23 protein-coding genes are annotated in these 25,589 nt (G+C 60.2%); 13 read left to right on the top strand and 10 right to left on the bottom strand.

Translation table 11 applies throughout. The features are described 5' to 3' along the window. Window positions 1–31 precede the first annotated feature (31 nt). From AC2YJX_RS11100 to AC2YJX_RS11080, 5 genes are all read left to right on the top strand, one after another. A complete protein-coding gene (locus AC2YJX_RS11100) occupies window positions 32–685 on the top strand; it encodes an FHA domain-containing protein (RefSeq protein ID WP_218300858.1) in 654 nt (217 codons plus the stop codon). A gap of 63 nt (window positions 686–748) precedes the next feature. After that, entirely contained in the window at window positions 749–3,010 is a 2,262-nt protein-coding gene (locus AC2YJX_RS11095; RefSeq protein WP_487256066.1) for a CHASE2 domain-containing protein, read from the top strand. 33 nt (window positions 3,011–3,043) lie between these two features. After that, window positions 3,044–3,835, top strand: a complete 792-nt coding sequence (locus AC2YJX_RS11090) for a 3',5'-cyclic-nucleotide phosphodiesterase (RefSeq protein WP_487256065.1) — start codon at window positions 3,044–3,046, stop codon at window positions 3,833–3,835. Window positions 3,836–4,206: 371 nt separating this feature from the next. Then, complete coding sequence (locus AC2YJX_RS11085) at window positions 4,207–4,734, top strand: pilin (protein ID WP_487256064.1); 528 nt, start codon at window positions 4,207–4,209, stop codon at window positions 4,732–4,734. A 141-nt stretch (window positions 4,735–4,875) separates the two neighbouring features. Beyond that, entirely contained in the window at window positions 4,876–5,694 is an 819-nt protein-coding gene (locus tag AC2YJX_RS11080) for a TfpX/TfpZ family type IV pilin accessory protein (protein ID WP_487256063.1), read from the top strand. On the opposite strand, the gene AC2YJX_RS11075 is transcribed toward AC2YJX_RS11080, so the two are convergent. The 5 genes from AC2YJX_RS11075 to moaC form a co-directional block, all read right to left on the bottom strand. Then, entirely contained in the window at window positions 5,667–8,690 is a 3,024-nt protein-coding gene (locus AC2YJX_RS11075; RefSeq protein WP_487256062.1) for a fused MFS/spermidine synthase, read from the bottom strand. The two genes, AC2YJX_RS11080 and AC2YJX_RS11075, sit on opposite strands and share 28 nt — an antisense overlap. Window positions 8,691–9,429: 739 nt before the next feature. Continuing rightward, window positions 9,430–11,334 carry a hypothetical protein gene (locus AC2YJX_RS11070; protein WP_487256061.1) on the bottom strand — a complete coding sequence of 635 codons (1,905 nt, stop codon included), beginning with the start codon at window positions 11,332–11,334 and terminating at the stop codon, window positions 9,430–9,432. 415 nt (window positions 11,335–11,749) lie between these two features. After that, window positions 11,750–12,478, bottom strand: a complete 729-nt coding sequence (locus AC2YJX_RS11065) for a class I SAM-dependent methyltransferase (protein ID WP_487256060.1) — start codon at window positions 12,476–12,478, stop codon at window positions 11,750–11,752. Beyond that, window positions 12,468–13,397 (bottom strand): glycosyltransferase family 2 protein, encoded by a 930-nt coding sequence (locus AC2YJX_RS11060; RefSeq protein WP_487256059.1) that lies wholly within the window; start codon window positions 13,395–13,397, stop codon window positions 12,468–12,470. The genes AC2YJX_RS11065 and AC2YJX_RS11060 overlap by 11 nt, the downstream gene beginning before the upstream one ends. Window positions 13,398–13,444: 47 nt before the next feature. Next, on the bottom strand, window positions 13,445–13,930 hold the full coding sequence (gene moaC, locus AC2YJX_RS11055; protein ID WP_487256058.1) for a cyclic pyranopterin monophosphate synthase MoaC: 486 nt from the start codon (window positions 13,928–13,930) through the stop codon (window positions 13,445–13,447). Between the two features lie 68 nt (window positions 13,931–13,998). On the opposite strand from moaC, the gene AC2YJX_RS11050 reads away from it, so the two are divergent. Next, complete coding sequence (locus AC2YJX_RS11050) at window positions 13,999–15,600, top strand: M48 family metalloprotease (protein ID WP_487256057.1); 1,602 nt, start codon at window positions 13,999–14,001, stop codon at window positions 15,598–15,600. Here the strand turns inward: AC2YJX_RS11050 and AC2YJX_RS11045 are convergent. The 3 genes from AC2YJX_RS11045 to AC2YJX_RS11035 form a co-directional block, all read right to left on the bottom strand. Continuing rightward, a complete protein-coding gene (locus AC2YJX_RS11045) occupies window positions 15,568–15,921 on the bottom strand; it encodes a phage holin family protein (protein WP_055394559.1) in 354 nt (117 codons plus the stop codon). The genes AC2YJX_RS11050 and AC2YJX_RS11045 overlap by 33 nt on opposite strands. Window positions 15,922–16,007: 86 nt before the next feature. Next, window positions 16,008–16,466: a hypothetical protein gene (locus AC2YJX_RS11040; RefSeq protein ID WP_436129347.1), complete on the bottom strand. Its 459-nt coding sequence runs from the start codon at window positions 16,464–16,466 to the stop codon at window positions 16,008–16,010. 78 nt (window positions 16,467–16,544) lie between these two features. Further along, window positions 16,545–17,279 carry a TerC family protein gene (locus AC2YJX_RS11035; protein WP_055394555.1) on the bottom strand — a complete coding sequence of 245 codons (735 nt, stop codon included), beginning with the start codon at window positions 17,277–17,279 and terminating at the stop codon, window positions 16,545–16,547. A 488-nt stretch (window positions 17,280–17,767) separates the two neighbouring features. Here AC2YJX_RS11035 and AC2YJX_RS11030 point away from each other — a divergent pair, with 488 nt between their 5' ends. Then, window positions 17,768–18,208: a DUF3717 domain-containing protein gene (locus AC2YJX_RS11030; protein ID WP_487256056.1), complete on the top strand. Its 441-nt coding sequence runs from the start codon at window positions 17,768–17,770 to the stop codon at window positions 18,206–18,208. A gap of 94 nt (window positions 18,209–18,302) precedes the next feature. After that, window positions 18,303–18,608, top strand: coding sequence for a putative signal transducing protein (locus AC2YJX_RS11025; RefSeq protein ID WP_055394551.1), 306 nt, complete (start codon window positions 18,303–18,305; stop codon window positions 18,606–18,608). 75 nt (window positions 18,609–18,683) lie between these two features. On the opposite strand, the gene AC2YJX_RS11020 is transcribed toward AC2YJX_RS11025, so the two are convergent. Both AC2YJX_RS11020 and purB read right to left on the bottom strand, forming a co-directional pair. Continuing rightward, window positions 18,684–19,244: a YaeQ family protein gene (locus AC2YJX_RS11020; protein WP_008903834.1), complete on the bottom strand. Its 561-nt coding sequence runs from the start codon at window positions 19,242–19,244 to the stop codon at window positions 18,684–18,686. 186 nt (window positions 19,245–19,430) lie between these two features. After that, window positions 19,431–20,810: an adenylosuccinate lyase gene (gene purB / locus AC2YJX_RS11015; protein WP_121421591.1), complete on the bottom strand. Its 1,380-nt coding sequence runs from the start codon at window positions 20,808–20,810 to the stop codon at window positions 19,431–19,433. Window positions 20,811–20,929: 119 nt separating this feature from the next. Here purB and AC2YJX_RS11010 point away from each other — a divergent pair, with 119 nt between their 5' ends. The 5 genes from AC2YJX_RS11010 (at window position 20,930) to AC2YJX_RS10990 (ending at window position 25,477) form a co-directional block, all read left to right on the top strand. Next, a complete protein-coding gene (locus tag AC2YJX_RS11010) occupies window positions 20,930–21,544 on the top strand; it encodes a glutathione S-transferase N-terminal domain-containing protein (protein WP_055394547.1) in 615 nt (204 codons plus the stop codon). Between the two features lie 69 nt (window positions 21,545–21,613). Next, the gene (locus AC2YJX_RS11005) at window positions 21,614–22,330 is read left to right on the top strand and encodes a TetR/AcrR family transcriptional regulator (protein ID WP_487256055.1); all 717 of its coding nucleotides are present in this window, start codon (window positions 21,614–21,616) and stop codon (window positions 22,328–22,330) included. 179 nt (window positions 22,331–22,509) lie between these two features. Then, complete coding sequence (locus AC2YJX_RS11000; RefSeq protein WP_487256054.1) at window positions 22,510–23,097, top strand: TRAP transporter small permease; 588 nt, start codon at window positions 22,510–22,512, stop codon at window positions 23,095–23,097. 23 nt (window positions 23,098–23,120) lie between these two features. Further along, window positions 23,121–24,401: a TRAP transporter large permease subunit gene (locus AC2YJX_RS10995; RefSeq protein WP_487256053.1), complete on the top strand. Its 1,281-nt coding sequence runs from the start codon at window positions 23,121–23,123 to the stop codon at window positions 24,399–24,401. A 71-nt stretch (window positions 24,402–24,472) separates the two neighbouring features. After that, entirely contained in the window at window positions 24,473–25,477 is a 1,005-nt protein-coding gene (locus AC2YJX_RS10990) for a TRAP transporter substrate-binding protein (RefSeq protein WP_121508184.1), read from the top strand. The last annotated feature ends 112 nt before the right edge of the window (window positions 25,478–25,589 follow it).

Genomic DNA, 25,589 nt, shown 5'->3' with positions numbered 1-25,589 from the left:
CAACAATTACTCATCACATCAGGAGTGGATCATGCCCAGAATGATCGTTTCAATCGACGGGGTTGTCATCAAGGAAGTGCAACTGACCAAAGAGCGCACTACGCTCGGCCGCCGCCCTTACAACGACATCGTGATCGATAACCTCGCCGTGAGCGGCGAACATGCCGTCATTCACATGGCAGGCCAGGATGTGGAAATTGAAGACCTGGGGAGCACCAACGGCACCTACGTCAACGCCAAGGCTGTCAAGCGCCAGGAACTGCGCAATGGCGACACCGTTGAGGTGGGCAAGTACAAGATCCGTTTCATGCACGAGGCTGAAGGGCAAAACTTCGAGAAGACCATGATCTTCAAACCGGGAATGGTGCCTCCGTTGGGCACGGCATCCCGGCCTGCCCCGCTGGGTGCTGCCACTGCCCCGCCCATCTCCGGGGTCATCCGTGTGATGTCTGGTGCCGCTGCGGGGCGGGAAGTGTCGCTGCAAAAGGTGGTTACCACCATCGGCAAACCTGGCGTTGCTGTGGCCTCCATTACCAAGCGGCATCAGGGCTTTGTGCTGGCCCATGTCGAGGGCCCCGACATGCCTCTGCTCAATGGTGCTTCCATCGGCACATCTCCTGTACCTCTCAAACACGGTGATCGGCTGGAGTTGGCAGGTACGGAAATGCAGTTCGAACAAAGCTGACGGCCGCACCCGGGCCTCGCGCCCCATCTGGCAATTTATCTGCCGACCTTGTCGCCGGAACCCATGCAATCCAGACTCTTGCATCTGTTCCGACGGCACGCTCGCCGCACGGCAGTCACCCTGATTCCGTTAGCGTTTGCACTGCTGCACATTTCAGGCGCCCTTCATCTCCAGGTGCTGGAGCGGCTCGAAAACATCATCTACGACACCCGGCTGCGTGCGACCATGCCGCGTACGCTGGATGAGCGTATCGTCATCGTGGATATTGACGAAAAAAGCCTTGATAGGGTGGGGCATTGGCCTTGGGGACGGGACAAGCTTGCTGCTTTGACGCAGGAGCTATTTGAACGGCAACAGGTCGCGCTGGTGGGGTTTGACGTCCTCTTCGCGGAAGCAGACGGAAGCTCGGGTCTCGCAAACCTGGAGCGTTTGGCCAAAGGGCCTTTGCGGGCGCAGACGGGCTTCAAGGAACAACTGGCGCGCCTGGCTCCCACTCTTGACTACGACGCACTCTTTGCCCACGCTCTGCAAGGCCGACCTGCGGTTCTAGGCTACTACTTCACCAGTGACCGGGACGGGAGAACAAAAGGCGTTCTACCCCCTCCTGCCTTGCCCACTGAAAGACTTCGTGGTCTCGCATTGCGGGCCACCTCCTGGGGTGGATACGGCAGCAACATTGAAAAACTGGCCAATGCTGTGCCTGCTGCGGGTTTTTTCAACTCGGTTACCGATGACGATGGCGTTGTCCGTTCCCTTCCTCTCCTTGCGGAGCACCAGGGAAAGTACTACGAATCCTTGGCGCTTGCGATGTTTCGCACGCTGCTTGGCTTGCCGGAAGTACATCCCAACTATGTCAGCGCCGCCCCCCAAGGCACCCACGACACCTTGCACAGCATCGTGCTGCGCCAGGATGGCCGCGAACTTGCGCTGCCTGTAGACGACCGGCTAGCAACACTCATACCCTTTCGCGGCCCCGGCGACGTGAGCGGAGGGTCATTCCGCTATGTTTCCGCGTCGGATGTACTGGAGGGCAAACTGCCTGCCAACAACCTGCAAGGCCAACTGATTCTGGTGGGCTCAACAACCCCCGGTCTGCTCGACCTGCGCGTAACCCCCGTAGGCCGAACCTATCCCGGCGTGGAAACCCACGCCAATATGCTGTCCGCCTTTCTCGATGGCAAAAGCATCGTGCGACCCGACTACGCGGTGGGCTTTGACGCTGCACAACTGCTCTGCGCAGGTGTTTTGCTGGCCCTCGCCCTGCCCGCGCTGTCAGCCACCTACGCGGTGCTTCTCAGCCTGGGGGTGGTTGCAGCGCTGGCAGGCCTCAACCTGTGGCTTTATCTCGCCCAAGGCTTGGCAATGCCACTGGCGACGGTAATCGTGATGGCGGTACTGGCATTCGCGCTCAACATGGTCTACGGCTACTTTGTGGAAAGCCGATCCAAGCGGGAACTGGCTGCACTGTTTGGCACTTACGTGCCACCCGAGTTGGTGGACGAGATGGTCAAGCAGCCCGAAAACTACAGCATGCAGGCCACCAGCCGCGAACTGACCGTCATGTTCTGCGACATGCGGGGGTTCACCGCCATGTCAGAGCAGATGGAGCCCCTGCAGCTGCAAGCCCTGCTCAACGACGTGTTCAGCCAGTTGACCCACATCATTCGCAGCCACAGAGGCACCATCGACAAGTACATGGGGGACTGCGTCATGGCGTTTTGGGGAGCGCCGGTGCCAACCGCAGAACACGCGCAACTCGCAGTGCAGGCAGCGCTGGACATGGAGCGTGCGGTTGAGCAGATCAACCTGTTGCACCGGGAGCGCGGGCTTCCGGAAATCGGTATTGGCATAGGGCTTAACACCGGCACCATGTGCGTGGGCGACATGGGTTCGGACATCCGACGCAGTTACACGGTCATCGGAGATGCGGTGAACTTGGGGTCTCGCCTGGAAGGCCTGTCCAAGCACTATGGCGTGCGTACCGTGGTGAGCGAAACTACCCACGCCCGAGTGCCCCAGTTCGCCTGGCAGGAACTCGACCGCGTGCGCGTCAAGGGCAAGGCCCAGGCGGTCGTTATCTACTCGCCAATGTCCCCCCTAGGCAAACTGTCCCCCGTGCGGACCTCAGAAATATCCACTTGGCAACACTTTCTCGAAGCCTATCGTGCCCAGGACTGGGCACAATGCGGCACACTGCTGACAGACTTGCAGCACAACGCCCCGCACTCCTCGCTCTATTGCCTGTATGCCAACCGCGTGCAGGCCCTGCGAGGGCAGCCTTTCGATCCCGCGTGGGACAGCGCCACCAGTTTCGATACCAAGTAAGCCAATGAACAACCAATAGGACAAGGCGGGTTCATGAAGGTTCGCGTACTGGGTTGCTCCGGAGCCATTGCCAAAGATTGCCGGACTACCTCATTCCTGATTGACGACAGCATCCTGATCGACGCCGGCACCGGCGTGGGCGACCTCACGTTGGAGCAGATGCGCCGCGTCGACCATGTGTTTCTCACGCATTCGCACCTGGACCACATCGCGGCCCTGCCGCTGATGCTTGACGCTGTTTCGTCTCTACGCGGCACCCCCGTGCAGGTCCACGCCCTGCCCGGCACCATTGCTGCGCTGAAGGCCCATGTGTTCAACAACATCATCTGGCCGGACTTCAGCGCCATCCCCACCCCCGCCCAGCCCTTCATGCGCTTTAGCTCCATCGAAGCCGGCCAGCGCATCGACATCGACGGCACCATCCTGGAGGCCCTGCCCGCCGTGCACACGGTGCCCGCCGTTGGTTTTGCGGCCCAAGGCAGCAACGGCTGGTGGGTGTTCAGCGGCGACACCGAGCGCAACCCCGCCTTCTGGGTCCGCGTTAACGCTCTGCCCGTAGCCATGCTCGTCATCGAGACCGCCTTCAGCAACCGCGAGCGCGACCTCGCCAGCCGCAGCCTACATCTGTCACCCTCCACCCTGGCCGAAGAACTGTCCAACATACGGCCGGGCGCGCCTTACCCTATCTACATCACACACACCAAGCCATCGGAAACCGGGCTCATCATGGAGGAGATCCGGCAGTTCGATGCGTACACGCCACGAGGCTTCGCCGCGCTCCACGACATACGGTGGCTGCAGGCAGGACAAGAGTTGGTGGTCTAGGTGTGAGAATTGAACGTTCTGATTCAGCTTTTGCGCTGAATGGCGTTGGATTTATTGCTATACAAATAATTTGGATCGAGGGTTGAGATGTGCGGGAGGATCTGGATGGGCCGCAGGGACCGAACGGCCCCATCTTGCTCCAATGATCCGAGGAGGATGCAATTGGTGACATTCTTGGCAGCGCAAAAATGTCATTCATAGCGGAATTTGCTCTGTATTTTTACGCGTGTGGTCAGTTCACGGCTCTTTGCCGTAGCACTCGCCGCCGCCTAGAAGGAATGCAACATGGCACGAAAGATGCTGGGATCTGATGAACCTGAAGAATTCTTCTGCAGGTTATCAATTGCAATTGACCTCCCAAGGAGTTTCTTATGAAGCGTTTCATGCAAAAGGGTTTCACCCTTATTGAACTGATGATCGTCGTGGCGATCATCGGTATCTTGGCCGCAGTGGCCCTGCCTGCTTACCAAGACTATACGGTTCGCGCCAAGGTGTCTGAAGCCGTTATTGCCGGTTCATCCGTCAAGTCGCTGTACAGCGAAGCCTTCCAGACTGACAGCATCACGGGTCTCGATAACGCAGCAGCTGCATATGCAAAGGTTGCAACGGCCGAGAAGCAGTCCAAGTACGTGAACGACATTGTCACTGCCACAAAGACACCTTGGAATTTCTCCGTGGCAATCAAGGCAGACGGTAAAAACGGTATTCCTACTGGCTTGAATGGCCAAACCATCACTTTTGCACCCAACGTCAACGGCGTAGTCCCCGTTGCCGGTGCTCAGGGAGCCATCGACTGGGCCTGCGGTTCCAACACAACGCTCACAGCAACCGCGCGAAGTCTCAAGAACGTGGTGCTGGGTACTCTTCCTGCGAAGTACGCTCCTTCCGAGTGCCGTTGAGTAAAGCGGTACGTTTTTTGCCGCTCGCTGCGGCAAAAAACAGATAAGTCTTCAAGCGTCCGCATTGCGGGCGCTTTTTTTTTGACTAGCTTGCGGTAAGTGCGGGCATCACCATATTCTAGTTTCCTCTTTCTATTCACCATGAAAAGCAGCGTTGCCTTGAATTCTTTCTTTTCCCGCTTGAACTACTCCCGACGACTGCAGTGGCTGCCGCTCTGGCATTTGGGGCTGTCGCTATTGTTGGCTTTGGGACTAGGGTTGCTGGTGTATGGCTTCTGGTTTCCCACGCCGCACCACCAGATGGGTGGTGGCATGCGCCTGTTCTGGTGGATATTGGGCGTGGACGTAGTCTGCGGGCCGCTGCTCACTTGGCTGCTGATTCGGCCTGGCAAGTCCGGTCGTGCATTGGCCGTTGATGCGTCACTGATCGTATGCCTGCAACTTGGCGCTCTTGGCTATGGTGTGCATGCCCTGGCCCAGGCGCGGCCCTTGGCCGTGGTGTTCGAGGTTGACCGATTTCGCGTTATCAGCCACGCAGACGTGCCTGAAGAGGAGTTGTCACAGGCGGTAGGTACCGAATGGTTTACGCCGTGGAACCTGCAGCCGCCGCGATTGATGGGCCTCACCAAGCCGGAAGCTCTAGAGTTGGAGGCCAAGACAGCGAGCGTGCAAGCCGCGCTCCAGGGAGTGGATGCCGCTCAGCGGCCAGTGCGCTGGCAGGATTTTGCTTTGAGCCGGGCTGACGTACTGGAGCGCGCTCGGCCACTGCAGGCGTTGCGCGCCCGCTACCCGCTGGACGTGGCACTCATCGATGCGGCCGTCGAGCGCGCTGCCGGCAATCGAAATGCGCCATTGCTCTGGTTGCCATTGGTCGGCCGTAGGACTGCGGATTGGGTGGTGCTTATCGACCCAGCTACCGCAGCCCTCGTCAGCTACATTCCGCTGGACGGATTCTTCTGAGTGCGTGCGAGTGCCGCGATGAGCTCGCGCTGGGCGCGGTGTTCTTGGTCGGGTGCGGGAACGGCGCGGTATTGATCAAGCGCGGCCTCGATGTCGCCCCAACGCTGCTGATGTACGAGGGCGAGCAACAGACCTGACAGCGCAACAGGATCAAAGTCCCGGCGAAGGAAAGCGTTGCCCTGGCTCGGCTTGTTTGTTAGCCACTCCCGCCCCAGGCGTTCCATCGCGACGTAGTCGCGCCGGGCGTGACTGGCTATCATGTCCAGTACCCGCTGAAAATCAGGTCCAAGAGTGGTGCAGCGCTGCCAGGCTGGCGCAACCCATACGCCCTGGAGCAAATCGGGGGGCAGGAACTGCAGTGTCACGTCGTAGAGCGCGCGCACTTGGTTGGACCAGCGCGCGCGGGCATCCGCATCCTGCCGAAACGCCCAGCAATCTGGCCCGCTCATCGATTTCAAAAGCACGGCACCGGGATGGCTCCCACTGAGGGAGGTGCCACGCATTTCTTCTGCCAAAGAGCGTGCTTTTTTCGTTGCTTCTTCCGCAGGGAAGTGTGTGAAATCTGGCAAGCTCACATTGGATGGCATAGGAGAGCGCGTTCCCATGGCATCCAGCAAGGTGGAGTTCATGAAAGGCAGGGTCAGCATAGATTGGGCTGCCGTCATCTGGAAACGTGTCTGCGGAGCTTTCAAGCCCAGCACAGGGAGAAAATCGGAATTCGGCGGCAGAGTGGAATGGGCAGAGGCAAAGGCGCGTAGCAAGGGAGCATTTGCCACCTGCCGGAAGGCCAGATGCTCCACTTTAGTGACGCCCTGCGCTGCCAACTCGTTTTGCAGTTCAGGCGCCAAGCGCCCGAAATCCAGCTTAGGTAGCTTACCGTGTGGGCTGGCAACGATGATCAGGTCGGAGTGGTTGGAAATCCAGGCGGCATAGTCAGAAAAAGCGGGGGTAAGCGCCTGCAGCACTGAGCCTACGAGCTCGTCATTAATCTCATAAAGCTGCACCCACTGGACGAAAAGGCCGTTCTCCGTCAGGTGTTGCGGCACAAACTTATAAAACTCTTTAGAAAAAAGGGTTCCCACTCCGCTAATCCACGGATTAGAAGGCTCGGAGATGATGAGATCGAACTTCCGGCGTTGTCCGGAAAAGTGGGCTTTTGCGTCATCGATCACCACATTGGAGCGCGGATCTGTATAGGCACGTGCCACACGGGGCCCGAAGGCGCGCGCCCCATCCACCATCGCCTGCTCAATCTCAATCGTATCAACTGACTTCACGCGCGGATCGGCAAGCAAGGTATGCGTTGTCAAACCAGAGCCGAAGCCAATGACACCAACTTCCTGCGGCTTGTCCATCAATGCCAGCGGCAAAGCCGCAGCGAAAATCATCGTCGGTTCATCGGCCGCTGGGGGGCCGTCCTTGGCCATTTGCAGAGCTGCATCTGGTTTTCCGTTAGTGGCAATAGTCGTAAAACCATTGGGCGCATGGAACACCGACACGCTGGCTGTCTTGCCATCCCGATAGAACAGCATGCGCGATCCCTCGCCCACCTGCGTGCGGCCATGCCGGAAAACGCCAGATGCCAGCGTTAGCGGATCATAGGGAATGCGCACAGCGATGATCGCAGCCACTGCGGCCAACCCTGTGGCCAAAGCGAACCGCAGCATCTGCCGCTGGCTATCGGCCTGCCAGCGCAGCAAAGCCAAGCCAATGGCCAAATCCACCAATGCTGCTACGCACAGGGCCAATTTCAGGCCAATCACGGGAATCAGCAGGTGGATTGCCGCAAAAACGCCGACGATAGAGCCGAGGGTATTCCAGGCATAGACCCGCCCAATGGCCCGCTCACCATGCCCCGCACGCAACAGGGCGACGGTGAACAGCGGTAGTGTGGTGCCAGCAAAAAAAGCGGCTGGCAGCATGATGGCGATGGCGATGGTGGCAGTGCCCAGGTTGAAGAGGGCGTAGCCACCATCGGTTTTGGTCAAAGAATCAATCAACCAACCCACCCAAGCAAAGGCGTTGGCGTACACGGCCAGAGAAGCCAGCGCAGCAACGCCCATCAGAATTTGCATCCAGCCCACCAACCGCAGTGGGTTGTCCGTCGTATCGGCGCGCTTGCTAATCCACAGCCCCCCCAAAGCCAAGCCACCGATGAACGCGGCAAGCATTAGTTCGAAGGCGTGCATAGTGCTGCCCACGGCCATGCTAAGCATACGGATCCAGATGATTTCGTACCCGAAAGAGGCAGCGCTGGACAGTGCCGTGCTGAGCAACACGACGCGCAGCAAAGGACTCCTGGCGAGACGTTTCTCAGTTTCAGTGTGCGCGGCGCTTGCAACAGGGGCAGCAGGCTCGGGATCACGAGCGAGCCACCAAGCCAAGGCGGCAACTATCAGGTTGAGCAGGCCAGCTGTTGTTATGGCTCCTGGCAGTCCGATCCAAGGCAGCAGCACGAAGACAGCCACCAGCGCGCCCGCAGCCGCGCCAATACTGTTGCTGAAGTAGAGCCCTCCAAGCAACCTGCCATCGCTGCCAGGAAAGCGGCGGATGAGGCCGCCGCTCATAAGTGGGAACGTCATACCCAGCAAAATGGTCTGCGGCAGTATCAGTAAAACAGCAATCAACCAGCGCGCGATATCAATAGCCGCGGGAGCCCCCAGTGTTGGAATTAGCCATTCATAGCTGAACGCGGTGACGCCACCAAACACCCAATGGAACAACAGCCCCAGCAGGCCGATCGCCGCCTCAATGAGGGCATACCAGCGAATCAGATTGCGCCAGCGCTGCCCGGCATGCGCGATCCAGGCCGCCCCTGCAGCCATACCGCCCATGAAGATTGCAAGGACGAGTGCCTGCGCATAGGCAGCATGGCCCAGGAAAAGACCGAGATAGTGAGACCAAATGGACTGGTAAATGAGCCCTGCAAAACCCGAAAGAATAAATATGGCAAGCAACCAGCCCTGCTGGCGGTTCTTGGTGATCTCGGAACTCATTCGTTACATCTCCGGGGTTTTTTGCAGATTAAAGATTGCAGCAAGATTGATGCCGTTTGAAAACCTCCTGCGCCTTCGGACAGGCGATTGCTGGTTCGGGGGCAGAAGTTTGAACTTGACCGCCACCCACTCAGCGCGCGCTGATCGCGCAGCAGGATCGGGCCGTCGGCTTGCTGGGCGACCTGATGCGGACGATGCCGATTGGGTCACGCTACCGAGCGCCTCCAGACGCGATGATGACTAGGATTTATGCCTGTAATAAATTGATGCGCCATCTCAATGTTGTACGTTACGGGCTTGACATCCACATCGACCATGCACGCTTGACTTTGGGCGTTGAATTGCGTGATCAGAGACATGACGGGCCGGAGTCCGTGAGACAGTAGATTCCGCTGAAACCACAGCGGAGCACACCATCATACGTGCAGGCGGACCGCGCCTCCGCCTACTCGCGCAGCCCCCGCGCGAGGCGTGGACGTCATCCAACTCACAAAGCACAACCGTTATTGACCATTTACGCACACTGGTAAATCGTTTGTTGCTATTATTTTTGAAGAGACTCAATCTCATTCCCTCGCAGACCACGGCCCAAGCGGCCTCGGACCCGTTGTGCGATGGCGTTGATCTGGGCACTAGTGCCCCAGGTCGCTTCGGCGAACACCTCCTCCAAACACATCAGGTATGAATAAAGACGAATGCTCGGGTCGCTTCAGGCACGCTCTGGGGCGATACGCTTCTTTCACGGTGATGCTTCGGGCGGTTGCCGCAGCCCCAACGGTGTCAGCAGGGCGCGGCATGCGGTGGAGGGTGCCGCGGCGTCCAGCGCAATGAAAGTATATGGATGGGTCTGACTTTGCATCAATATACATAGACGGTCTCGAGTTTGGCGTATGGCAGTGGCATCTTGAGCCTCGAGCACGATCTCGAACTTCATGTCCTTAGCCGCAGGGTTATCCGTACGTGCTTGCACAGTCACGCTGGATGCAACCAATCTAGTTGGCGCCCAGCCGGCCAAGATCAGCACATGCCCAGCGCCTTCCGAGGCCGCTATGCCGGATACAAGCAATTTATTGCCCTCCACACGCATCTCGGGAGTGGGCCCCTGATAGGCATCTGCTAGTGGGTGGATGCCTGGCAACAGCAGGCCCTTTTCGGATTGCGCTCGGGCAAGCGCTGCTTCACGCTCAACCAATGTCAGCGTCAGGAGTGGCCGAAAGCAGTTGCACAATGCGTCCCAGACCTGTACTGACGCTTGATCGACAGTGTTGCTGGAAAAGGTACGCAGGATTTTTGGCGGGTTGCCCACAGCGTGGCCGGTGCGACGCAACGCTTCGTGAGCGGCGTAAGTTACAAAGGTCACATAGCTAGCGCCGTTGAATACCGCTGGTACCCAATGCGTTATCTCGGAAGTCGGCTGCAGCACCATCCGGGAGTGGGCGTCGAACAGCGCTTCGCGCTGTTGATCGTCCGGGCGCAGGATAGCCATTTGCCACATGACCAAAGTTGCAAAAAGCAGGCAGGCGAACCACTGCATGCAGCGGAGCGCCCCCTTCCATGGAACGGCCCAGATCAAGCAAACCAGAATCCATGGGGCCCAGAGATAACGTGCGTGTAGTGCCCACGGAGGATTGCTACCCGCCAGAACCACCAGGGGCAGTAGCGTAACGACAAGAGCAGAGGCGCACACCACGCCCCAAGCGAATGAATATCGACCTCCTCCAAACAATGCCATGCACACCAGGGAAAAGGCTATCAGGCCGTATGCAGCGTCTCCAAACAGGACGCCAGGAATAGAAGCGAGACTGCGCATAACATTGGAAACTTCCCAACTGCTTCCACCGCCGCCGTAGTAGCCCCCTGCACCATCAAAAATTTGCAAGCGCGCCAAGGTGTACGCCAAGGCCACCAGCATGGCCGGTGCAGCACAAACCGCAACTCTGCGCGCTGATGGCACGAATACCCATGGCACAACAAGCCACATCAATATCCAGGGGACATAGATCTCCTTGCATAGACATGCCAATCCATAAAGCAATGCCCCAGCAAGGCTCATACCCAGAGCTTTGCCATGGGCAGTTTCCCAGGCATTGACGGCGCGTATCTGCAATACAAGTCCGAAGCTAGCAAATACCAGCCCATCAATGTAGTGCCCCACCATCAATTGCTGAGCCATCTGAGCCGCCGGGACGCCGACCAACAGCAAAGCCGGGGTCACCCATGCGCGATGTGCCGGAAGCCATTGTCGCAAGAGCACGTACAACCCAGCAGCTGCAGCCCAAAGTGACAGAAGGTGATGGGCGTAATACCAGCGTACGTTGGCACCAAAGAGCGCTCTGTTGACGTAGTACAAAAATAGATTCCATGGCGCGAACTGGTTGCCTGACACAGATCGCATGACATCTGGATCAAGAAACACACTGATCCATGGATACTGGGTCGTATGGAGCAGATGCATGCCGTCGTCCCAACGCCAGGAGCCCGACAAAGCACTCTGGTGAAGTGCGAACACCAGCAAGACCAAGCAAAGTAGCGCAAAGCAATCCGAGTATGGCCGTTGCAGCTTTATGTGCGTGGCAGACGAAAATTTGAAACCATTGGGCATATGGAAAATGGTGGAGTCATTGATAGGCGTGGTGCATGGCATATGTGCAACTGTTGCCGCGTTACATGCCTCACATCCGCTAGTTGTCGCACCCCGGAGATGTCATTTGGAGTCAGAACTCTTTCGATACGGCCATTTACATTATTACTTTAAATTTTCTATTCGCCTTCGCCTCAAATGTGGATGAAAAAACAGAGGTAAGAATTTGCCCGAGGAGGGCAATTAATATAAAATATCAAGAAATATAATAATAAAATAAAATATACAAACAAATAAATTTCAGCTAGATATTTAGAGAGCCTTTTCTACAGTCTTCGATATTTTCGATAAAATTTTACGGCATCAATACACATATTAAAACATTGATAATTATTTCAAAATCATTGAGCGGCAAAATAATATTGACTCAAATGCATCGAGCGTTTAAATGAGCATTACGCAATCTTTGGGCTATTCATTACTTGCGCACCAACACAGCAACAATGGATACACCGCAAGGAAAAGTATGTTGGCGCAGCCAGCGCGCCTCTGAAGCGAAAACGCGCTGGAGTAACGAGTTAACCCAGCGCGCAGGTAGGCGAGCATCACTTTTCGTGTTGCTCCTTGAAAGAAGCCGCTGTTTGATGCGATGCGCGGCCACCAGAGGCAATAGCCACGTATTGAAGTAACCTACTCGGCGGACCTGCCAGCCCGCTCGCTCGGCCATGGCGCGCAAGGGACCGGCCCGGTACCTTCGCTGATGGTGATGGGCGATGTCATGTTCACTCCAAAGCCACTGATATGCTGGTACGGTCAGCACAAGATGCCCCCCGGGTTTGACATTGTTCAGAATGCTTTGAAGCGCGGCAAAGTCGTCGGGGATATGCTCAAGCACATCAAAAAGACAGACCAGATCAACTGGAGGTAATGAGGGGAGATGGTGGGGTAAATGGCCCGGCAACACACTGCAGTCATTGCGCGCGTGTGCATATCTGCGGGCAGAATCATTCATCTCCACTGCCGTGACTGCTCCGAACTCCCGCAGCATTGGAAGATTCCCCCCCGTTCCACATCCAAGCTCCAGAATATGGGGGGTGGCGGGCAGTGGTAATGCCTGTAAGACGCTTTGTAAAATTGCGCGCCGAGCTACGAACCACCAGTGCTCATCCTCAAGCCGGGCCATTTCCTCGTAGACTTCAGGTGACATCGTGGGGATATATTGAGCGGACTATGTATATAGGTCTTTGCTTAGACTCAGCGTGAATTCGACCGATATATTCCCCCAAAACACCTATTCCGATCAATTGCACTCCACCCAAGAACAAGATAGCAGTGAGAAGGGACGCATATCCCGGCACATCCACCCCACCCAACAAAGTGTAAATCACGATAAATATACCATGACAAAATGATGCAAAGGCCACAACAAAGCCAATATAGGTCCAAATTCGAAGTGGAGCAGTGCTAAATGAAGTGATACCCTCCAGGGCGAAGTTCCATAATTTCCAAGCTGAAAATTTTGTACTACCTGCTGCACGAGGTTCACGAACATAGTCGACAATAGTGGTCTGAAAGCCTACCCACGAAAGCAGCCCTTTCATGAAGCGACGACGCTCAGGAAGCCTTTGAATAGCGCGTACCACCTTGCGGTCCAGCAACCGGAAATCGCCGACATCTGCAGGTATTGGCCTCTCAGCTACAACGTTGTGAAGGCGATAAAAAGCATGCGAGGTACTTCGCTTGAGCCAACTATCGTTGGAGCGGTCCTTGCGTCGGGCCAGAACCACTTCATTGCCTGAGAGCCAACGGGCGATCATTTCCGGGATCAGTTCGGGAGGATCTTGTAGATCGGCATCAATAAGGATGACCGCAGCACCTCTCGAGTGATCGATAGCAGCCGAGAGCGCGGCCTCTTTTCCAAAGTTGCGAGACAAATCAATAACACGCACAGCCGGATTGATTCGGGCATGCGCACGCAGCAAATTCAGCGTATCGTCAGTACTCCCATCATTGACGCAAACAATTTCATATGCCATACCCAGGCTCTGCATAACAATCGCCACCCTTTCAATAAAGGAGTCAACTACGGCGGCTTCGTTATAAAAAGGGCATGCAAGTGAAATCATGAATTATTTTCTGGCCTATGTTTTTCGGGTCCGTCCGGCGCTCCCATTTAGCCCAACGCAACAAAACTCCCCGACTTCCCCCCCCGCTTCTCCGCCACCCGCACCACGTTGATCACCATCCCCCGATCCACCGCCTTGCACATGTCATAGATGGTGAGCAGTGCCACCTGCACCGCCATCAACGCCTCCACCTCCACCCCGGTCGGCCCCACGGTCTCAACGGTGGCGGTGCATAGCACGGCCTGTTCGGCGGGGAGCAGTTCAAATTCCAAGGCCACGCGTGTCAGTGCCAGGGGGTGGCACAGCGGGATCAGATCGCTGGTCTTCTTGGCCGCCATGATGCCTGCTAGGCGGGCAATGCCCAGCACATCGCCTTTCTTGGCGGTGCCTGATTCGATGAGCGCCAGCGTCTGCGGCTGCATGTCGATACGCCCTTTGGCGACGGCCACGCGGTGGGTCGCAGGCTTGCCGCCAACGTCCACCATGTGGGCTTGTCCGTGCTCGTCGAAATGGGTGAGGGGGGGGTTGCTCATGGATCAGGCAGGTGCACTGGTTTACTACAGGGTATGAAACATACAGGGGGGCGAGGCATCATACGGGCATGCGCACCACGATTTTGCTTTGTCTCAGAGATCTGCCTGGCAGATATTTTGATAAAAACTGGCTTCTAGCGCTCATTAGGAAAGCGCTAGAAACTTCTTTTTTTATAGCAATCATCGGTTGGACGGTCCCCGCGATAGCCCAGACTAGCCTCCCCACCCTCGGCGACCCCAGCGACCTCACCACCAGCGCCGAGCGCCGCCTGGGTGACCGCATCATCCGCGAACTCTACAGAGACCCCGACTACATCGACGACCCCGTCATTGCCGACTATGTGCAGGGTATCTGGCGCCCTTTGATGGCTGCAGCCAAGGCGCGCGGGGAGCTCTCGCCGGAGCTGGATGAGCGCTTCGCGTGGGAGATCCTGCTGGGGCGCGACCGCACGGTGAACGCGTTTGCGCTGCCGGGCGGCTATCTGGGCGTGCACCTCGGCCTGATCGGGGTCGTTACCACCCGCGACGAGCTGGCCTCGGTGCTGGCCCACGAGCTCAGCCACGTCACCCAGCGCCACATCTCGCGCCTGATCACCCAGCAAAGCAAGCAGACGCCCCTGCTGCTGGGGGCGATGATTCTGGGCGCGCTGGCGGCCAGCAAGAATCCGGGCGCCACGCAGGCGCTGGTGGTGGGGGGGCAGGCGCTGGCCATGCAGAACCAGCTGAACTTTTCTCGCGATATGGAGCGGGAGGCGGACCGTATTGGCTACGGCCTGATGGCTCCTGCCGGGTTCGCGCCGCAGGGCTTTGTCAGCATGTTTGACAAGCTCCAGCAGGCCAACCGGCTCAACGACAACGGTTCGTGGCCATATCTGCGCAGCCACCCGCTGACCACCGAGCGCATGGCAGACATGCATTCGCGCCTTCCGCCCGGAGAGGCTGCCGCAGCGGCCACAGTGCCATCGACCTTGGAACACGCCATGGTTGCAGCGCGTGCTCGGGTATTGGCCAACCCCGGCGTGGACACCTTGCGCCAGTGGATTGCCGAGCCGCAAGGTTCCGGTTTTGCAGCCCTGCCCGCCTCCCGGCGCGTGGGCGTGCTGTACGCGGCTGCGCTGGGCAGCAACCAGCTTCGAGACGCTGCAGGTGCACGCGCTGCCGCAAAGAAGCTGGAGGACCTGGTGCGCAATGATGCCGCGGCCCACCGACTGGCAAAGCTGCTCGCCGCCGAGATCGAACTGGCAGCAGGCGACGCTGCGGCCGCTGTCAACGCACTGGCTGCCGATGCGAACAACACCAGCAGCGGCAGCAGCAGCAACCGGCGCCCTGAACTGGTTTTGCGCACACAGGCCTTGCTGCGCGCCGGGCGCGCTGGTGAAGGAACCAGCGCCCTGCAAACCTGGGTAGCCACAAACCCCCGGGATGCGACGGCGTGGCAGCTTTTGGCGTCCACCTGGCAGGCCCAAGGCCAGGCACTGCGCGCAGTGCGCGCCGAGGCAGAGGCCCACGCCGCGCGCTATGACTATGCAGCTGCGGTAGACCGCTTCAAGGCGGGTCAGGATCTGGCACGGCGGGGTGGACCGCAGGTGGACCACATTGAGGCGTCCATCATCGACACCCGGCTGCGCGCGGTGGAGTCACTTCTTCGCGAACAGGCCGCCGAGCGCTGATTCAATCAGCACACCCAGCAGCGAATAGATCAGCGACCCGAGCAGCGCCGCGCCGAAGCCATTGACGTGGAACCCGTCCAGTACGCTGGCGGCGGCCCAGAACATGAGCGCGTTGATGACGAAGAGAAAAAGGCCGACGGTGACGATGGTGACCGGCAGCGTCAGCACCACCAGCACGGGCCGCAACACCACGTTGAACAGGCCAATGACAAAGGCCGCGATCAGCGCGGAGGTGAAGCTCTGCACTTCCACACCGCTGTAGACATAGGCCACAAACAGCAGAGATGCGGCGCTGAGAAGCCATTTCAGGAGGAGTTTCATGGCCGGAGAATAGCACCGGCCGAGGGAACCAAGAAATGCGCAAAGCGGGAGCCAAGCCCCTGGCAATCTGCCCCTGCGCTGACTGCTTATTCGAAAGCCAGCATCCACAACGCTCCGCAACCCGTGAGCAGGCTGCCCAGCGTTCCTGGCATTGGCGACCAGCCTTTGTCCGGGCGCACAGGCGCAGGCTCTTGTGCCATATTCGTCTTGGGCCGGCGCGCATCTACCACCTGGGCCGCGGAGGCGCCTGCAGCCTGCAGCTGATCGGTCAGCTCCGCCAGCGGCCCCTTGGCCAGTACGGTGGTCACTCTGTCTGTGGGCACCCGCAACGCGGGAAGGATCTGGGCAAACAGCTTGTCAGCCCACTTGGCGCGCCAGTTTTCACGGGCGCTGTGGCTCACCCACTTGCTGATGCGGTGGGTCATCCGGGGCGCGCAGGCCACCAGCACCCATTGTGTTCTGGCGGCCGCGTCGCGCGCGAACAAAGGTGCCAGCACCTGCTGCGCATAAACCGCGTCGTCTACATACACGATGACTCTGTCCATACCGACTCCCATTGAGGACCAAGGACAAAAGGGGGCATAGAGCCCCCTTTTGTAATGGTCGGTTCCGTATGCCTGCCTTTAGCCCTGCTGCTCGGCAGGTGCCGCCGCCGCGCGGCGCGCAACGATGATCTTGCCAGCCAGCAGAACCAGCAGCGCACCCGCCACGCTGGCACCGTACTTGATCATGTCTGTCTGTGGCAGTTTCAGCATCCACTGCCACTTGTCGGGGTTCGAGAAAGCAGGGTCCGTCACCAGCATACCGCCAGCGATCCAGCCCAGCAGCATGCCGCCCGCCGTGATGATCATCGGGAAACGCTCCATGAGCTTGATGACCAGCTGGCTGCCCCAGACGATGATCGGGATAGAGATCAGAAGGCCCAGCACGACCAGCAGGAACTGGTGCTCGCCCGCATTCTGCGCAGCGCCCGCAATGGCGATCACGTTGTCCACGCTCATCACCAGGTCGGCCACGATGATGGTCTTGATGGCGGCCAGCAGCTTGTCGCTGCCTTGCACGTCGCCGTGGCCCTCTTCATCGGGAGCCAGCAGTTTGACGCCAATCCACACCAGCAACAGCGCGCCCACGAACTTGAGGAACGGCAGCGCCAGCAGGGTCATCGCAAAGGCGATCAGGATCACACGCAGAACAATGGCCCCGGCAGTGCCCCAGATGATGCCCTTGGTACGCTGGGCCGGAGGCAGCTTGCGGCAGGCCAGCGCGATGACCACCGCGTTGTCGCCGCCCAGCAAGATGTCGATGATGATGATCTGGCCGAGTGCGAGCCAGAATTCGGGCGAAGCCAAAAAGTCCATAAATTCCTCAGTATCAATACACGCGAAGGGGGAGTTCGCCGCCACTGTAGCGCCGAGTCCACCCATGGGATAAAGGGCCTGCGGTCGGGGGATCAAGGACTGCCCTGACAGGGCAAGCAACGAAAGGACGGCCTTGATCAGCCCCAGCGGGCCCATCAAAGGTCTTGCTCAGCCCGGCGCCCTTGCGGTATGCGCTGAACCCGGACCGCCGGAAGCGATGTTTCGCTTCGTACTGACGACGGTTCCGATGCCTCGCGCCCCCACGCACCAAAAATTGGCAATGCCGGAATGCAAGTCGGGAGCTACTCCCCTTCGAAGCGTCGATTGGAACATCGCCCGCACGGTCGCGCAAGGGCAGCACGATTGTGGTTATTGCGTACACGCCCCCTCAAGGGCTGCCAGAAAGGGGCCGTTGCTCCCTACAAAACACCTTTGCCAGGGTTGCCTTGTCCGCGCGGCTATGATCCAGCCCCTTCGCTCAAACCTCCATGGCCGCCATCCACATCACCGACATCGAAGCTGCCATCAACCACTGGCGCAGCCGGGTGCCTTCGCCCGACGGAGTCTCCCTGGCCCCGGAGATCCGCGCGCTGGCAGAGGTCTATGCGCAGATGGTGTTCCGGCGCGAGGACGTGGTGGAAGAAGACCGCCTGCCCCCGGATGCCCTGGATGCCTGGCATGCCTGGTACGGCACCACGCCCGACACGCCCTGTATCGCCATCTGCTCCACCAGCCAGGGCGACGACCTGTGCAAGGGGTGCGGGCGCACGTTTGACGAAGTGCAGTTCTGGCCCGCGATGGGCCCTGCCGAAAAACGCGCGGTGTGGCGACGCATCACGCTGGAGCACTCTGCGTGGCGGTTCAACCGCTATGCAGAACGGGCGGCCGAAGGGGTTTCCAAAGCGCCGGCGCCAGCGAACGCGACCTAACCCGCTCCTTTTCTTTTCAACACGTCGCCCCGCCTCGCAAGCTGCAAACATACGGGGGCTGTACGCCCGGCGGTCAAACGGCTATGGTGGGCCCATGCTGCGCCTCACCCAAGCCCCGAACATCGCCATCGCCACGCTGTGGGCGGACTTGTTGTGCGAAGCGGGCATGACGGCCTCCGTGCAGCGCCAGTATCTGGGTGCCGCTGCGGGGCACCTGCCGCCGGACCAGTGCCTGCCCGAAATCTGGCTGGACTACGACGAACACGCCACCCGCGCACGCGCGCTGCTGCAGGAGCTTCAGGATTTGCCACAGCGCCGCTGGGCATGCCAGTGCGGCGAGACGGTCGAAGGCGGATTCGAGCAGTGCTGGCAGTGTGGCGCGCTCATGCCACGAGACTGAGCCAGAAACTACCAAATTGATAGCTGTTAGCGCTTATCCATCAAGCGCCAGAGGCCATTTTGAACAGTATTCCAGTCACTTCCAGCGCACGGGCTCCACATGCACACTGCCCTGCGTGCTGCTCAGGGTGATCGCGCCTTCCTGCACCGTAGCCTGCAGTTGCATGCTGCGCTCGGCCAGCTGCGCCAGTGCCTGGGATGCCTCCGTGGGGATGCGCCAGACCTGCAGCTTTTCCAGGCGTGACAGTTTGGTCTCGATGCCTTTCCACCAGATCTCTGCGGCGTGGTTGAAGCAGTAGACGATCACAGAATCGGCCTTGCTGCAGGCCTTGGTGAGCGGCTTGTCTTCGGGCTGGCCCACCTCAATCCACACGCGCTTGCGGCCGGTAAAGTCGGTGAGCGAGGCATCCGGGTCATCCGGGTCCGACAGCCCCGCACCAAATGCCAGCGTGGCGTCGCCGTTGCAGAGGTCGTTGAGCTGGTGCGCCTGGATGGCCAAAGCAGCCAGCCGGACCATCATGCGCTCGTCGGTCTCGCTGGGGTGGCGCGCCAGCGTGAGGGCGTGGTCAGCGTAGTAGCCGTGGTCGATGTCGGCGATCTGGAGGTTCGCCTTGAAGATGGTGGATTTGATGGCCATGCAGCCTCACTATTAAATTGATAGCTGCCGCCGCTTATCGGAAAAGCGCCAGAGGCAAAAAATATCTCAAAAGACCGGCAGCGCACGCAACCGGCGGTGCCCAAGCCAGCGCAACCGTGGAACCGGCTTTGCCGGGCCACGGGTTGCGTCCCCCTCGGGGGGAAGGCGCGCAGCGTCTCAGGGGGGTCACACCCTTCGTGCCAGTTCGGCGGCCTTGCCCACATAGCTACCCGGAGTCATCGCGAGCAGGCGGTCTTTTTCAGCCTGGGGGATTTCCAGCGAGGCAATCAGCCCATGCAGCGCTTCGGCCGTCACGGTCTTGCCGCGCGTGACTTCCTTGAGCTTTTCGTAAGCGCCCTGCACACCAAAGCGTCGCATCACCGTCTGGATGGGCTCGGCCAGCACTTCCCACGAAGCATCCAGGTCTTCGGCCAGCGCTTCTTCGTTCAGCTCCAGCTTGTTCAGGCCGGTCAACAGCGAGGCATAGGCCAGCGCCGCGTAGCCCAGGGCCACGCCCATGTTGCGCAGCACGGTGCTGTCGGTCAGATCCCGCTGCCAACGGCTGATGGGCAGCTTTTCAGACAGGTGCTTGAGCAGCGCGTTGGCCAGGCCCAGATTGCCTTCGGCGTTTTCAAAGTCAATCGGGTTGACCTTGTGCGGCATGGTGCTGGAACCAATCTCGCCCGCCTTCAGGCGCTGCTTGAAGTAGCCCAGGCTCACGTAGCCCCAGATGTCGCGCGACAGGTCGATCAGGATGGTGTTGGCGCGGGCCACGGCATCGAACAGCTCGGCCATGTAGTCGTGCGGCTCGATCTGGATCGAGTAGGGCTGGAAGGTCAGGCCCAGGCCCAGCGGTTCGGGCGTTTCGATGACCTTCTTGCTGAAGGCTTCCCAGTCAAACTCAGGCCAGGCGGACAGGTGGGCGTTGTAGTTGCCCACGGCGCCGTTCATCTTGCCCATGATCTTGACGGCGGCGATCTTCTCGCAGGCCGTTTGCAGGCGCATCACCACGTTGGCCATTTCCTTGCCCACGGTGGTGGGGCTGGCGGTCTGGCCGTGGGTGCGGCTGAGCATGGGCACGTCGGCAAAGGCGTGCGACATTTCGCGCAGCTTGAGCACGATGCGGTCCAGGCCCGGCAGGATGACCTGGTCGCGACCTGAACGCAGCTGCAGCGCGTGGCTGGTGTTGTTGATGTCTTCGCTGGTGCAGGCAAAGTGCACAAATTCGGAGGCCTTTTCCAGCTCGGGGCGCGCCTCGAACTTGCTCTTGATCCAGTATTCGACGGCTTTGACGTCGTGGTTTGTTGTTTTTTCGATCTCTTTGATGGCGGCGGCGTCAGCTTCGGAGAAGTTCTTGATCAGGCCGAGCAGATAGGCGCGGGCGCCCGTGGTCAGGGGCTTGAACTCGGCAAAACCGGCATCCGACAGGGCAATGAACCAGGCCACTTCCACCTGCACACGGCGGTGCATGTAGCCGTGTTCGCTCATGATGGGGCGCAGGGCGGCAAGTTTGCTGGCGTAACGGCCGTCAAGCGGCGACAGGGCGGTAATGGTGGACAGGCTCATGGCGCGCCATTGTAGGCGTGGTGTGTAAGCGCCACGCAGCCGTCAGCTTGCGGGCGGGCAGCTGCCGATAGAATCAATCTCGAATCGTTCAGCCTATCCCGCGCCCTGGAAGACACACCATGAAATTGATCGGAGCCACCGCCAGCCCCTACGTACGCAAGGTACGTATCGTGATGGCCGAGAAAAAGCTCGACTACCAGTTCGTGCAAGAAAACGTCTGGGCAGACGACACCCATATTTCCACCTCCAACCCCTTGGGCAAAGTGCCCTGCCTGGTAATGGAAGGCGGCGAGGCGGTGTTTGACTCCCGCGTGATCGTCGAATACCTCGACACCCTGTCGCCCGTGGGCAAGCTGATCCCGTCGCAAGGCCGCGAACGCGCCGAGGTCAAGACCTGGGAGGCACTGGCCGATGGTGTGATGGATGCCGCCATCCTGGCCCGCCTGGAAGCCACCTGGGCCCACCGCAAGGACAGCGAGCGCAGCCAGGCCTGGATCGACCGCCAGCTGATCAAGGTGAACGACGGCCTCAAGTCCATGAGCCAGGGCCTGGGCGACAAGCCGTATTGCAGCGGCATCCACCTCAGTCTGTCCGACATCGCCGTGGGCTGCGCCTTGGGCTGGCTGGAATTCCGATTCCCCGACATCGCCTGGCGCAGCGAGTACCCCAACCTGGGCAAGCTGCTCGACAAGCTGATGCTGCGCCCTAGCTTCGCCGATACCAAACCGTCCTGAGCGGCCAGCGAGAGCGGGCATGGGTTTTTTGCCCCCCCTGCGCCGAGCTTGCCGTATGCTTGGGCGCTTATGAACGAAATGGTTCAAACCCCTCCGAAACCTGGCGATGTGCGGGCTACCCTCCAGCGCGCGGCGCGCGAGGCCGCCACCACGCCCGGGGCGGACCGGGTGCGCGTCAACGACCCCGACCGCACGATGGCCAACATCCTGCAGGTAGCCACGGCAGAGTTTGCGGACAAGGGCCTGGCTGGGGCGCGCATCGACGAGATCGCGGCATTGACAAGCACCAGCAAGCGCATGATCTACTACTACTTCGGTAGCAAGGAAGGTCTGTATGTCGCGGTGCTGGAGGAGGCCTACCGCCGCATCCGGCGCATCGAATCGGAGCTGCACCTGGAAGACCTGGCGCCCGAGCAGGCCCTGCGCACGCTGGTGGGCTTCACGGTGGACTACCAGCTCGCCAACCCCGACTTCATCCGCCTGGTGATGAACGAGAACATGCACCGGGGCGAGTACATCACCAAGTCGGCCACGATCCAGGAACTGAACATCCCCGTCATCCATGCCGTGCGCGATGTGTACCAGCGTGGTGTGGCGGCGGGCGTGTTCCGACCGGACGTGGACCCGGTGGACCTGCACATGTCCATCTCGGCCCTGTGTTTCTTCAACGAGGCCAACCGCCACACCTTTGGCGCAATTTTCAAGCGCTCCCTCGACACCCCTGCCGCCACGGCGCAACGCCGTGAATCGATCATCGAGATGATCGTGCGCTTTCTGCGGCCCTGACCCTCCCGGCCCGGGCGCACACCGGCCCACATCAAAAAGCTCCTCATCGGCACCCTGGTCGCGCGCCGTGCATGGCTGCGTGCTGCCATGACAAACCATGCAGGGTTTGCACCTAGATCAAATACTAACCAGTTCGTACAAAATTCTTCCAGCGTTTCAATACAACGACTGGAGACACCATGTTTGCACTGGCCGACCGCGTGCTGCGGGGATACACCCGCGTGCTGGATGTACTGGCTGGCCTGTGCCTGGCGGTGATGGTGGTGCTGGTGTTTGGCAATGTGGTGCTGCGCTACACCCTGAACTCCGGCATCACCGTGTCGGAGGAACTCTCGCGCTGGCTGTTTGTGTGGCTGACCTTCATGGGCGCCGTGGTGGCGCTGCGCGAACACGGCCACCTGGGCACGGATGCGCTGGTGTCGCGCCTACCCGCTGTGGGCAAGAAGGCCTGCCTGGTGCTGGCACAGATCGCCATGCTGTACGTGTCGTGGCTGCTGCTCAGTGGCAGCTGGGCCCAAATGCTGATTAATTGGGACACCGAAGCACCCGTGACCGGCGCCTCGGTGGGCATCTTCTACGCCAGTGGCGTGCTGATGGGCGGGTCGGGGATTGCCATCTTGCTGCACGACCTGCTGCGCACGCTGTTCGTTCCGCTGGCTGAGCACGAGCTGGTCATGGTGCAGGAGAGCGAAGAACTGGGGGCCCTGGCGCACCGCCCTGCGGGCACCGATGCATCCCACGAAGCGCCCGGCAGCCGCCGCCCCTGAACCCTCCGCACAGGCTCTCCACCATGACCGTCACCATCTTCCTCGGCTCCCTGCTGCTCGCCATGGCGATCGGCATTCCCATCGCGTTTGCGCTGCTCATCAGCGGCGTGGCGCTGATGTGGCACTTGGACCTGTTCGATGCGCAGATCCTGGCGCAGAACGTGATCAACGGTGCCGACAGCTTTCCGCTGCTGGCCGTGCCCTTCTTCATGCTGGCGGGCGAGATCATGAATGTGGGCGGCCTGTCCAAGCGCATCGTGAAGCTGGCGCTCACGCTGGTCGGCCATGTGCCCGGCGGACTGGGTTATGTAGCCATCATGGCGGCGGTGATCCTGGCCGCCGTATCGGGCTCGGCCGTAGCCGATGCGGCAGCGCTGGCCTCCCTGCTGCTGCCCATGATGGTGGCTGCGGGCCACAACAAGGAACGCTCGGCCGGGCTCATTGCGTCGGCCGGCATCATCGCCCCGGTGATCCCGCCGTCCATCGGTTTCGTGATCTTTGGCGTGGCGGCCAACGTGTCCATCAGCAAGCTGTTTCTGGCGGGCATCGTGCCCGGCATCCTGCTGGGGGTGGCGCTGGCCCTCACCTGGTGGTGGCTGGTGCGGCGCGAAGATGTGGCGCCCCCAAAGCGGGCCACCCGAGCCGAACTGGCCGTGGCCTTGCGCGAAGCCGTGTGGGCGCTGGGCCTGCCCATCATCATCCTGGTGGGGCTGCGCATGGGTGTCTTCACCCCCACCGAAGCCGCCGTGGTGGCCGCCGTGTATGCGCTGTTCGTGTCCATGATGGTCTACCGCGAGCTGAGCTGGCGCCAGCTGGCCGACATCTTCCGCGCCTCGGCCCGCACCAGCGCGGTGGTGATGTTCCTGGTGGCAGCCGCCATGGTGTCCGCCTGGCTGATCACCGTGGCCGACCTGCCCTCCAAGGTCATCGGCATGCTGGAGCCCTTCATGGGCAACCCAACGCTGCTGCTGATCGCCATCATGCTGCTGGTCATGGTGGTGGGCACGGCCATGGACATGACGCCGACCATCCTGATCCTTACGCCCGTGCTGATGCCGGTGGTCAAGGCCGCAGGCATCGACCCGGTGTACTTCGGCGTGCTCTTCATCATCAACAACGCCATCGGGCTCATCACCCCACCCGTGGGCACGGTGCTCAACGTGGTGGCTGGGGTGGGGCGCATGTCCATGTCGCAGGTCACACGCGGCGTCACGCCCTTCATGCTGGCCCAGTTGGCCGTGATGTTCCTGCTGGTGCTGTTCCCCTCCATCGTCATGGTGCCGCTGCGCTGGTTGAGTGGTTGACCCCATCTGCGCCCCGGCCCTTTTCTTTCCGCTCCGTTTCTGCCCCGCCTAAAACTCAAGGAGACATTTCCATGAAGCTGCTCAAAACCCTGCTCGCCACCGCCCTCGTTGCCGCGTCGCTGCTGCCCGCTGCACACGCCCAGGAGCGCACCATCAAGTTCGCCTTCCAGAACCAGAAGGACCACCCCCAGGCCCAGGGCGCGCAAAAGTTTGCCGACCTCGTGGCGGCCAAGACCAACGGCCGGATTGCCGTCAAGCTCTTCCCCGGTGGCACGCTGGGCGGTGACCTGCAGACCGTGTCGGCCCTGCAGGGCGGCACGGTGGAGATGACCGTGCTCAACGCGGGCATCCTGGCCGCGCAGTCCAAGGAGTTCGGCATCTACGACTTCCCGTTCCTGTTCGCCACGCCCCAAGAGGCCGATGCCGTGACCGACGGCCCCTTCGGCAAGAAACTGCTCGACAAGCTTCAGGCCAAAAACCTGGTCGGTCTGGGCTACTGGGAGCTGGGTTTCCGCAACCTCACCAATAGCAAAAAACCCATCACCAAGGCCGAGGACATCGCGGGTCTCAAGATCCGCGTGATCCAGTCGCCGATCTACATCGACCTCTTCAACGCGCTGGGCGCCAATGCCGTGCCCATGCCTTTCCCCGAGCTGTACACCGCCATGGAACAGAAGGCCGTGGACGGCCAGGAGAACCCGTTCTCCACCATCCTGTCGTCCAAGTTTGCCGAGGTGCAGAAGTACCTCACCGTCACGCGCCACATGTACAACCCCCAGGCCGTGATCGTGAGCAAGAAATTCTGGGACAGTCTGAACCCCGCCGACCAAAAGGCGCTGAACGACGCCATGGCCGAGGCCACGACCTTCCAGCGCGGCGTGTCGCGCGTGCAGGCCAACGTGGCGCTCGAAGACCTCAAGAAGGCGGGCATGCAGGTGTCCGAGTTCTCGCCTGCCGAGCTGGACAAGCTGCGCGCCAAGGTGAAACCCGTCGTTGAAAAACACAGCGAGAAGGTGGGCGCCGAGACCGTGCAAGAGGTCTATTCCACGCTGGCCAAACTGCGCGGCGGCAAGTAAGCAACCGCTGCAACCCCTGCGCTGCCGAGCGGTGAACACACCAGCAACCCGGCAGCGCGCTCACCCCGCATTCCGCCCGCCCCATGAGCCTCCAGCGCCTCGATCCCCCGGT

This window comes from Acidovorax sp. SRI_002 (assembly GCF_057586455.1).
Note: the sequence above shows the minus strand (reverse complement) of the source record. Positions and strands in the feature narration are given on the sequence as shown.

Coding starts and splice junctions, on each gene's coding strand:
- AC2YJX_RS11100 (WP_218300858.1), top strand. CDS start 32: ATGCCCAGAATGATCGTTTCAATCGACGGGGTTGTCATCAAGGAAGTG.
- AC2YJX_RS11095 (WP_487256066.1), top strand. CDS start 749: ATGCAATCCAGACTCTTGCATCTGTTCCGACGGCACGCTCGCCGCACG.
- AC2YJX_RS11090 (WP_487256065.1), top strand. CDS start 3,044: ATGAAGGTTCGCGTACTGGGTTGCTCCGGAGCCATTGCCAAAGATTGC.
- AC2YJX_RS11085 (WP_487256064.1), top strand. CDS start 4,207: ATGAAGCGTTTCATGCAAAAGGGTTTCACCCTTATTGAACTGATGATC.
- AC2YJX_RS11080 (WP_487256063.1), top strand. CDS start 4,876: ATGAAAAGCAGCGTTGCCTTGAATTCTTTCTTTTCCCGCTTGAACTAC.
- AC2YJX_RS11075 (WP_487256062.1), bottom strand. CDS start 8,690: ATGAGTTCCGAGATCACCAAGAACCGCCAGCAGGGCTGGTTGCTTGCC.
- AC2YJX_RS11070 (WP_487256061.1), bottom strand. CDS start 11,334: ATGCCATGCACCACGCCTATCAATGACTCCACCATTTTCCATATGCCC.
- AC2YJX_RS11065 (WP_487256060.1), bottom strand. CDS start 12,478: ATGTCACCTGAAGTCTACGAGGAAATGGCCCGGCTTGAGGATGAGCAC.
- AC2YJX_RS11060 (WP_487256059.1), bottom strand. CDS start 13,397: ATGATTTCACTTGCATGCCCTTTTTATAACGAAGCCGCCGTAGTTGAC.
- moaC (WP_487256058.1), bottom strand. CDS start 13,930: ATGAGCAACCCCCCCCTCACCCATTTCGACGAGCACGGACAAGCCCAC.
- AC2YJX_RS11050 (WP_487256057.1), top strand. CDS start 13,999: ATGCGCACCACGATTTTGCTTTGTCTCAGAGATCTGCCTGGCAGATAT.
- AC2YJX_RS11045 (WP_055394559.1), bottom strand. CDS start 15,921: ATGAAACTCCTCCTGAAATGGCTTCTCAGCGCCGCATCTCTGCTGTTT.
- AC2YJX_RS11040 (WP_436129347.1), bottom strand. CDS start 16,466: ATGGACAGAGTCATCGTGTATGTAGACGACGCGGTTTATGCGCAGCAG.
- AC2YJX_RS11035 (WP_055394555.1), bottom strand. CDS start 17,279: ATGGACTTTTTGGCTTCGCCCGAATTCTGGCTCGCACTCGGCCAGATC.
- AC2YJX_RS11030 (WP_487256056.1), top strand. CDS start 17,768: ATGGCCGCCATCCACATCACCGACATCGAAGCTGCCATCAACCACTGG.
- AC2YJX_RS11025 (WP_055394551.1), top strand. CDS start 18,303: ATGCTGCGCCTCACCCAAGCCCCGAACATCGCCATCGCCACGCTGTGG.
- AC2YJX_RS11020 (WP_008903834.1), bottom strand. CDS start 19,244: ATGGCCATCAAATCCACCATCTTCAAGGCGAACCTCCAGATCGCCGAC.
- purB (WP_121421591.1), bottom strand. CDS start 20,810: ATGAGCCTGTCCACCATTACCGCCCTGTCGCCGCTTGACGGCCGTTAC.
- AC2YJX_RS11010 (WP_055394547.1), top strand. CDS start 20,930: ATGAAATTGATCGGAGCCACCGCCAGCCCCTACGTACGCAAGGTACGT.
- AC2YJX_RS11005 (WP_487256055.1), top strand. CDS start 21,614: ATGAACGAAATGGTTCAAACCCCTCCGAAACCTGGCGATGTGCGGGCT.
- AC2YJX_RS11000 (WP_487256054.1), top strand. CDS start 22,510: ATGTTTGCACTGGCCGACCGCGTGCTGCGGGGATACACCCGCGTGCTG.
- AC2YJX_RS10995 (WP_487256053.1), top strand. CDS start 23,121: ATGACCGTCACCATCTTCCTCGGCTCCCTGCTGCTCGCCATGGCGATC.
- AC2YJX_RS10990 (WP_121508184.1), top strand. CDS start 24,473: ATGAAGCTGCTCAAAACCCTGCTCGCCACCGCCCTCGTTGCCGCGTCG.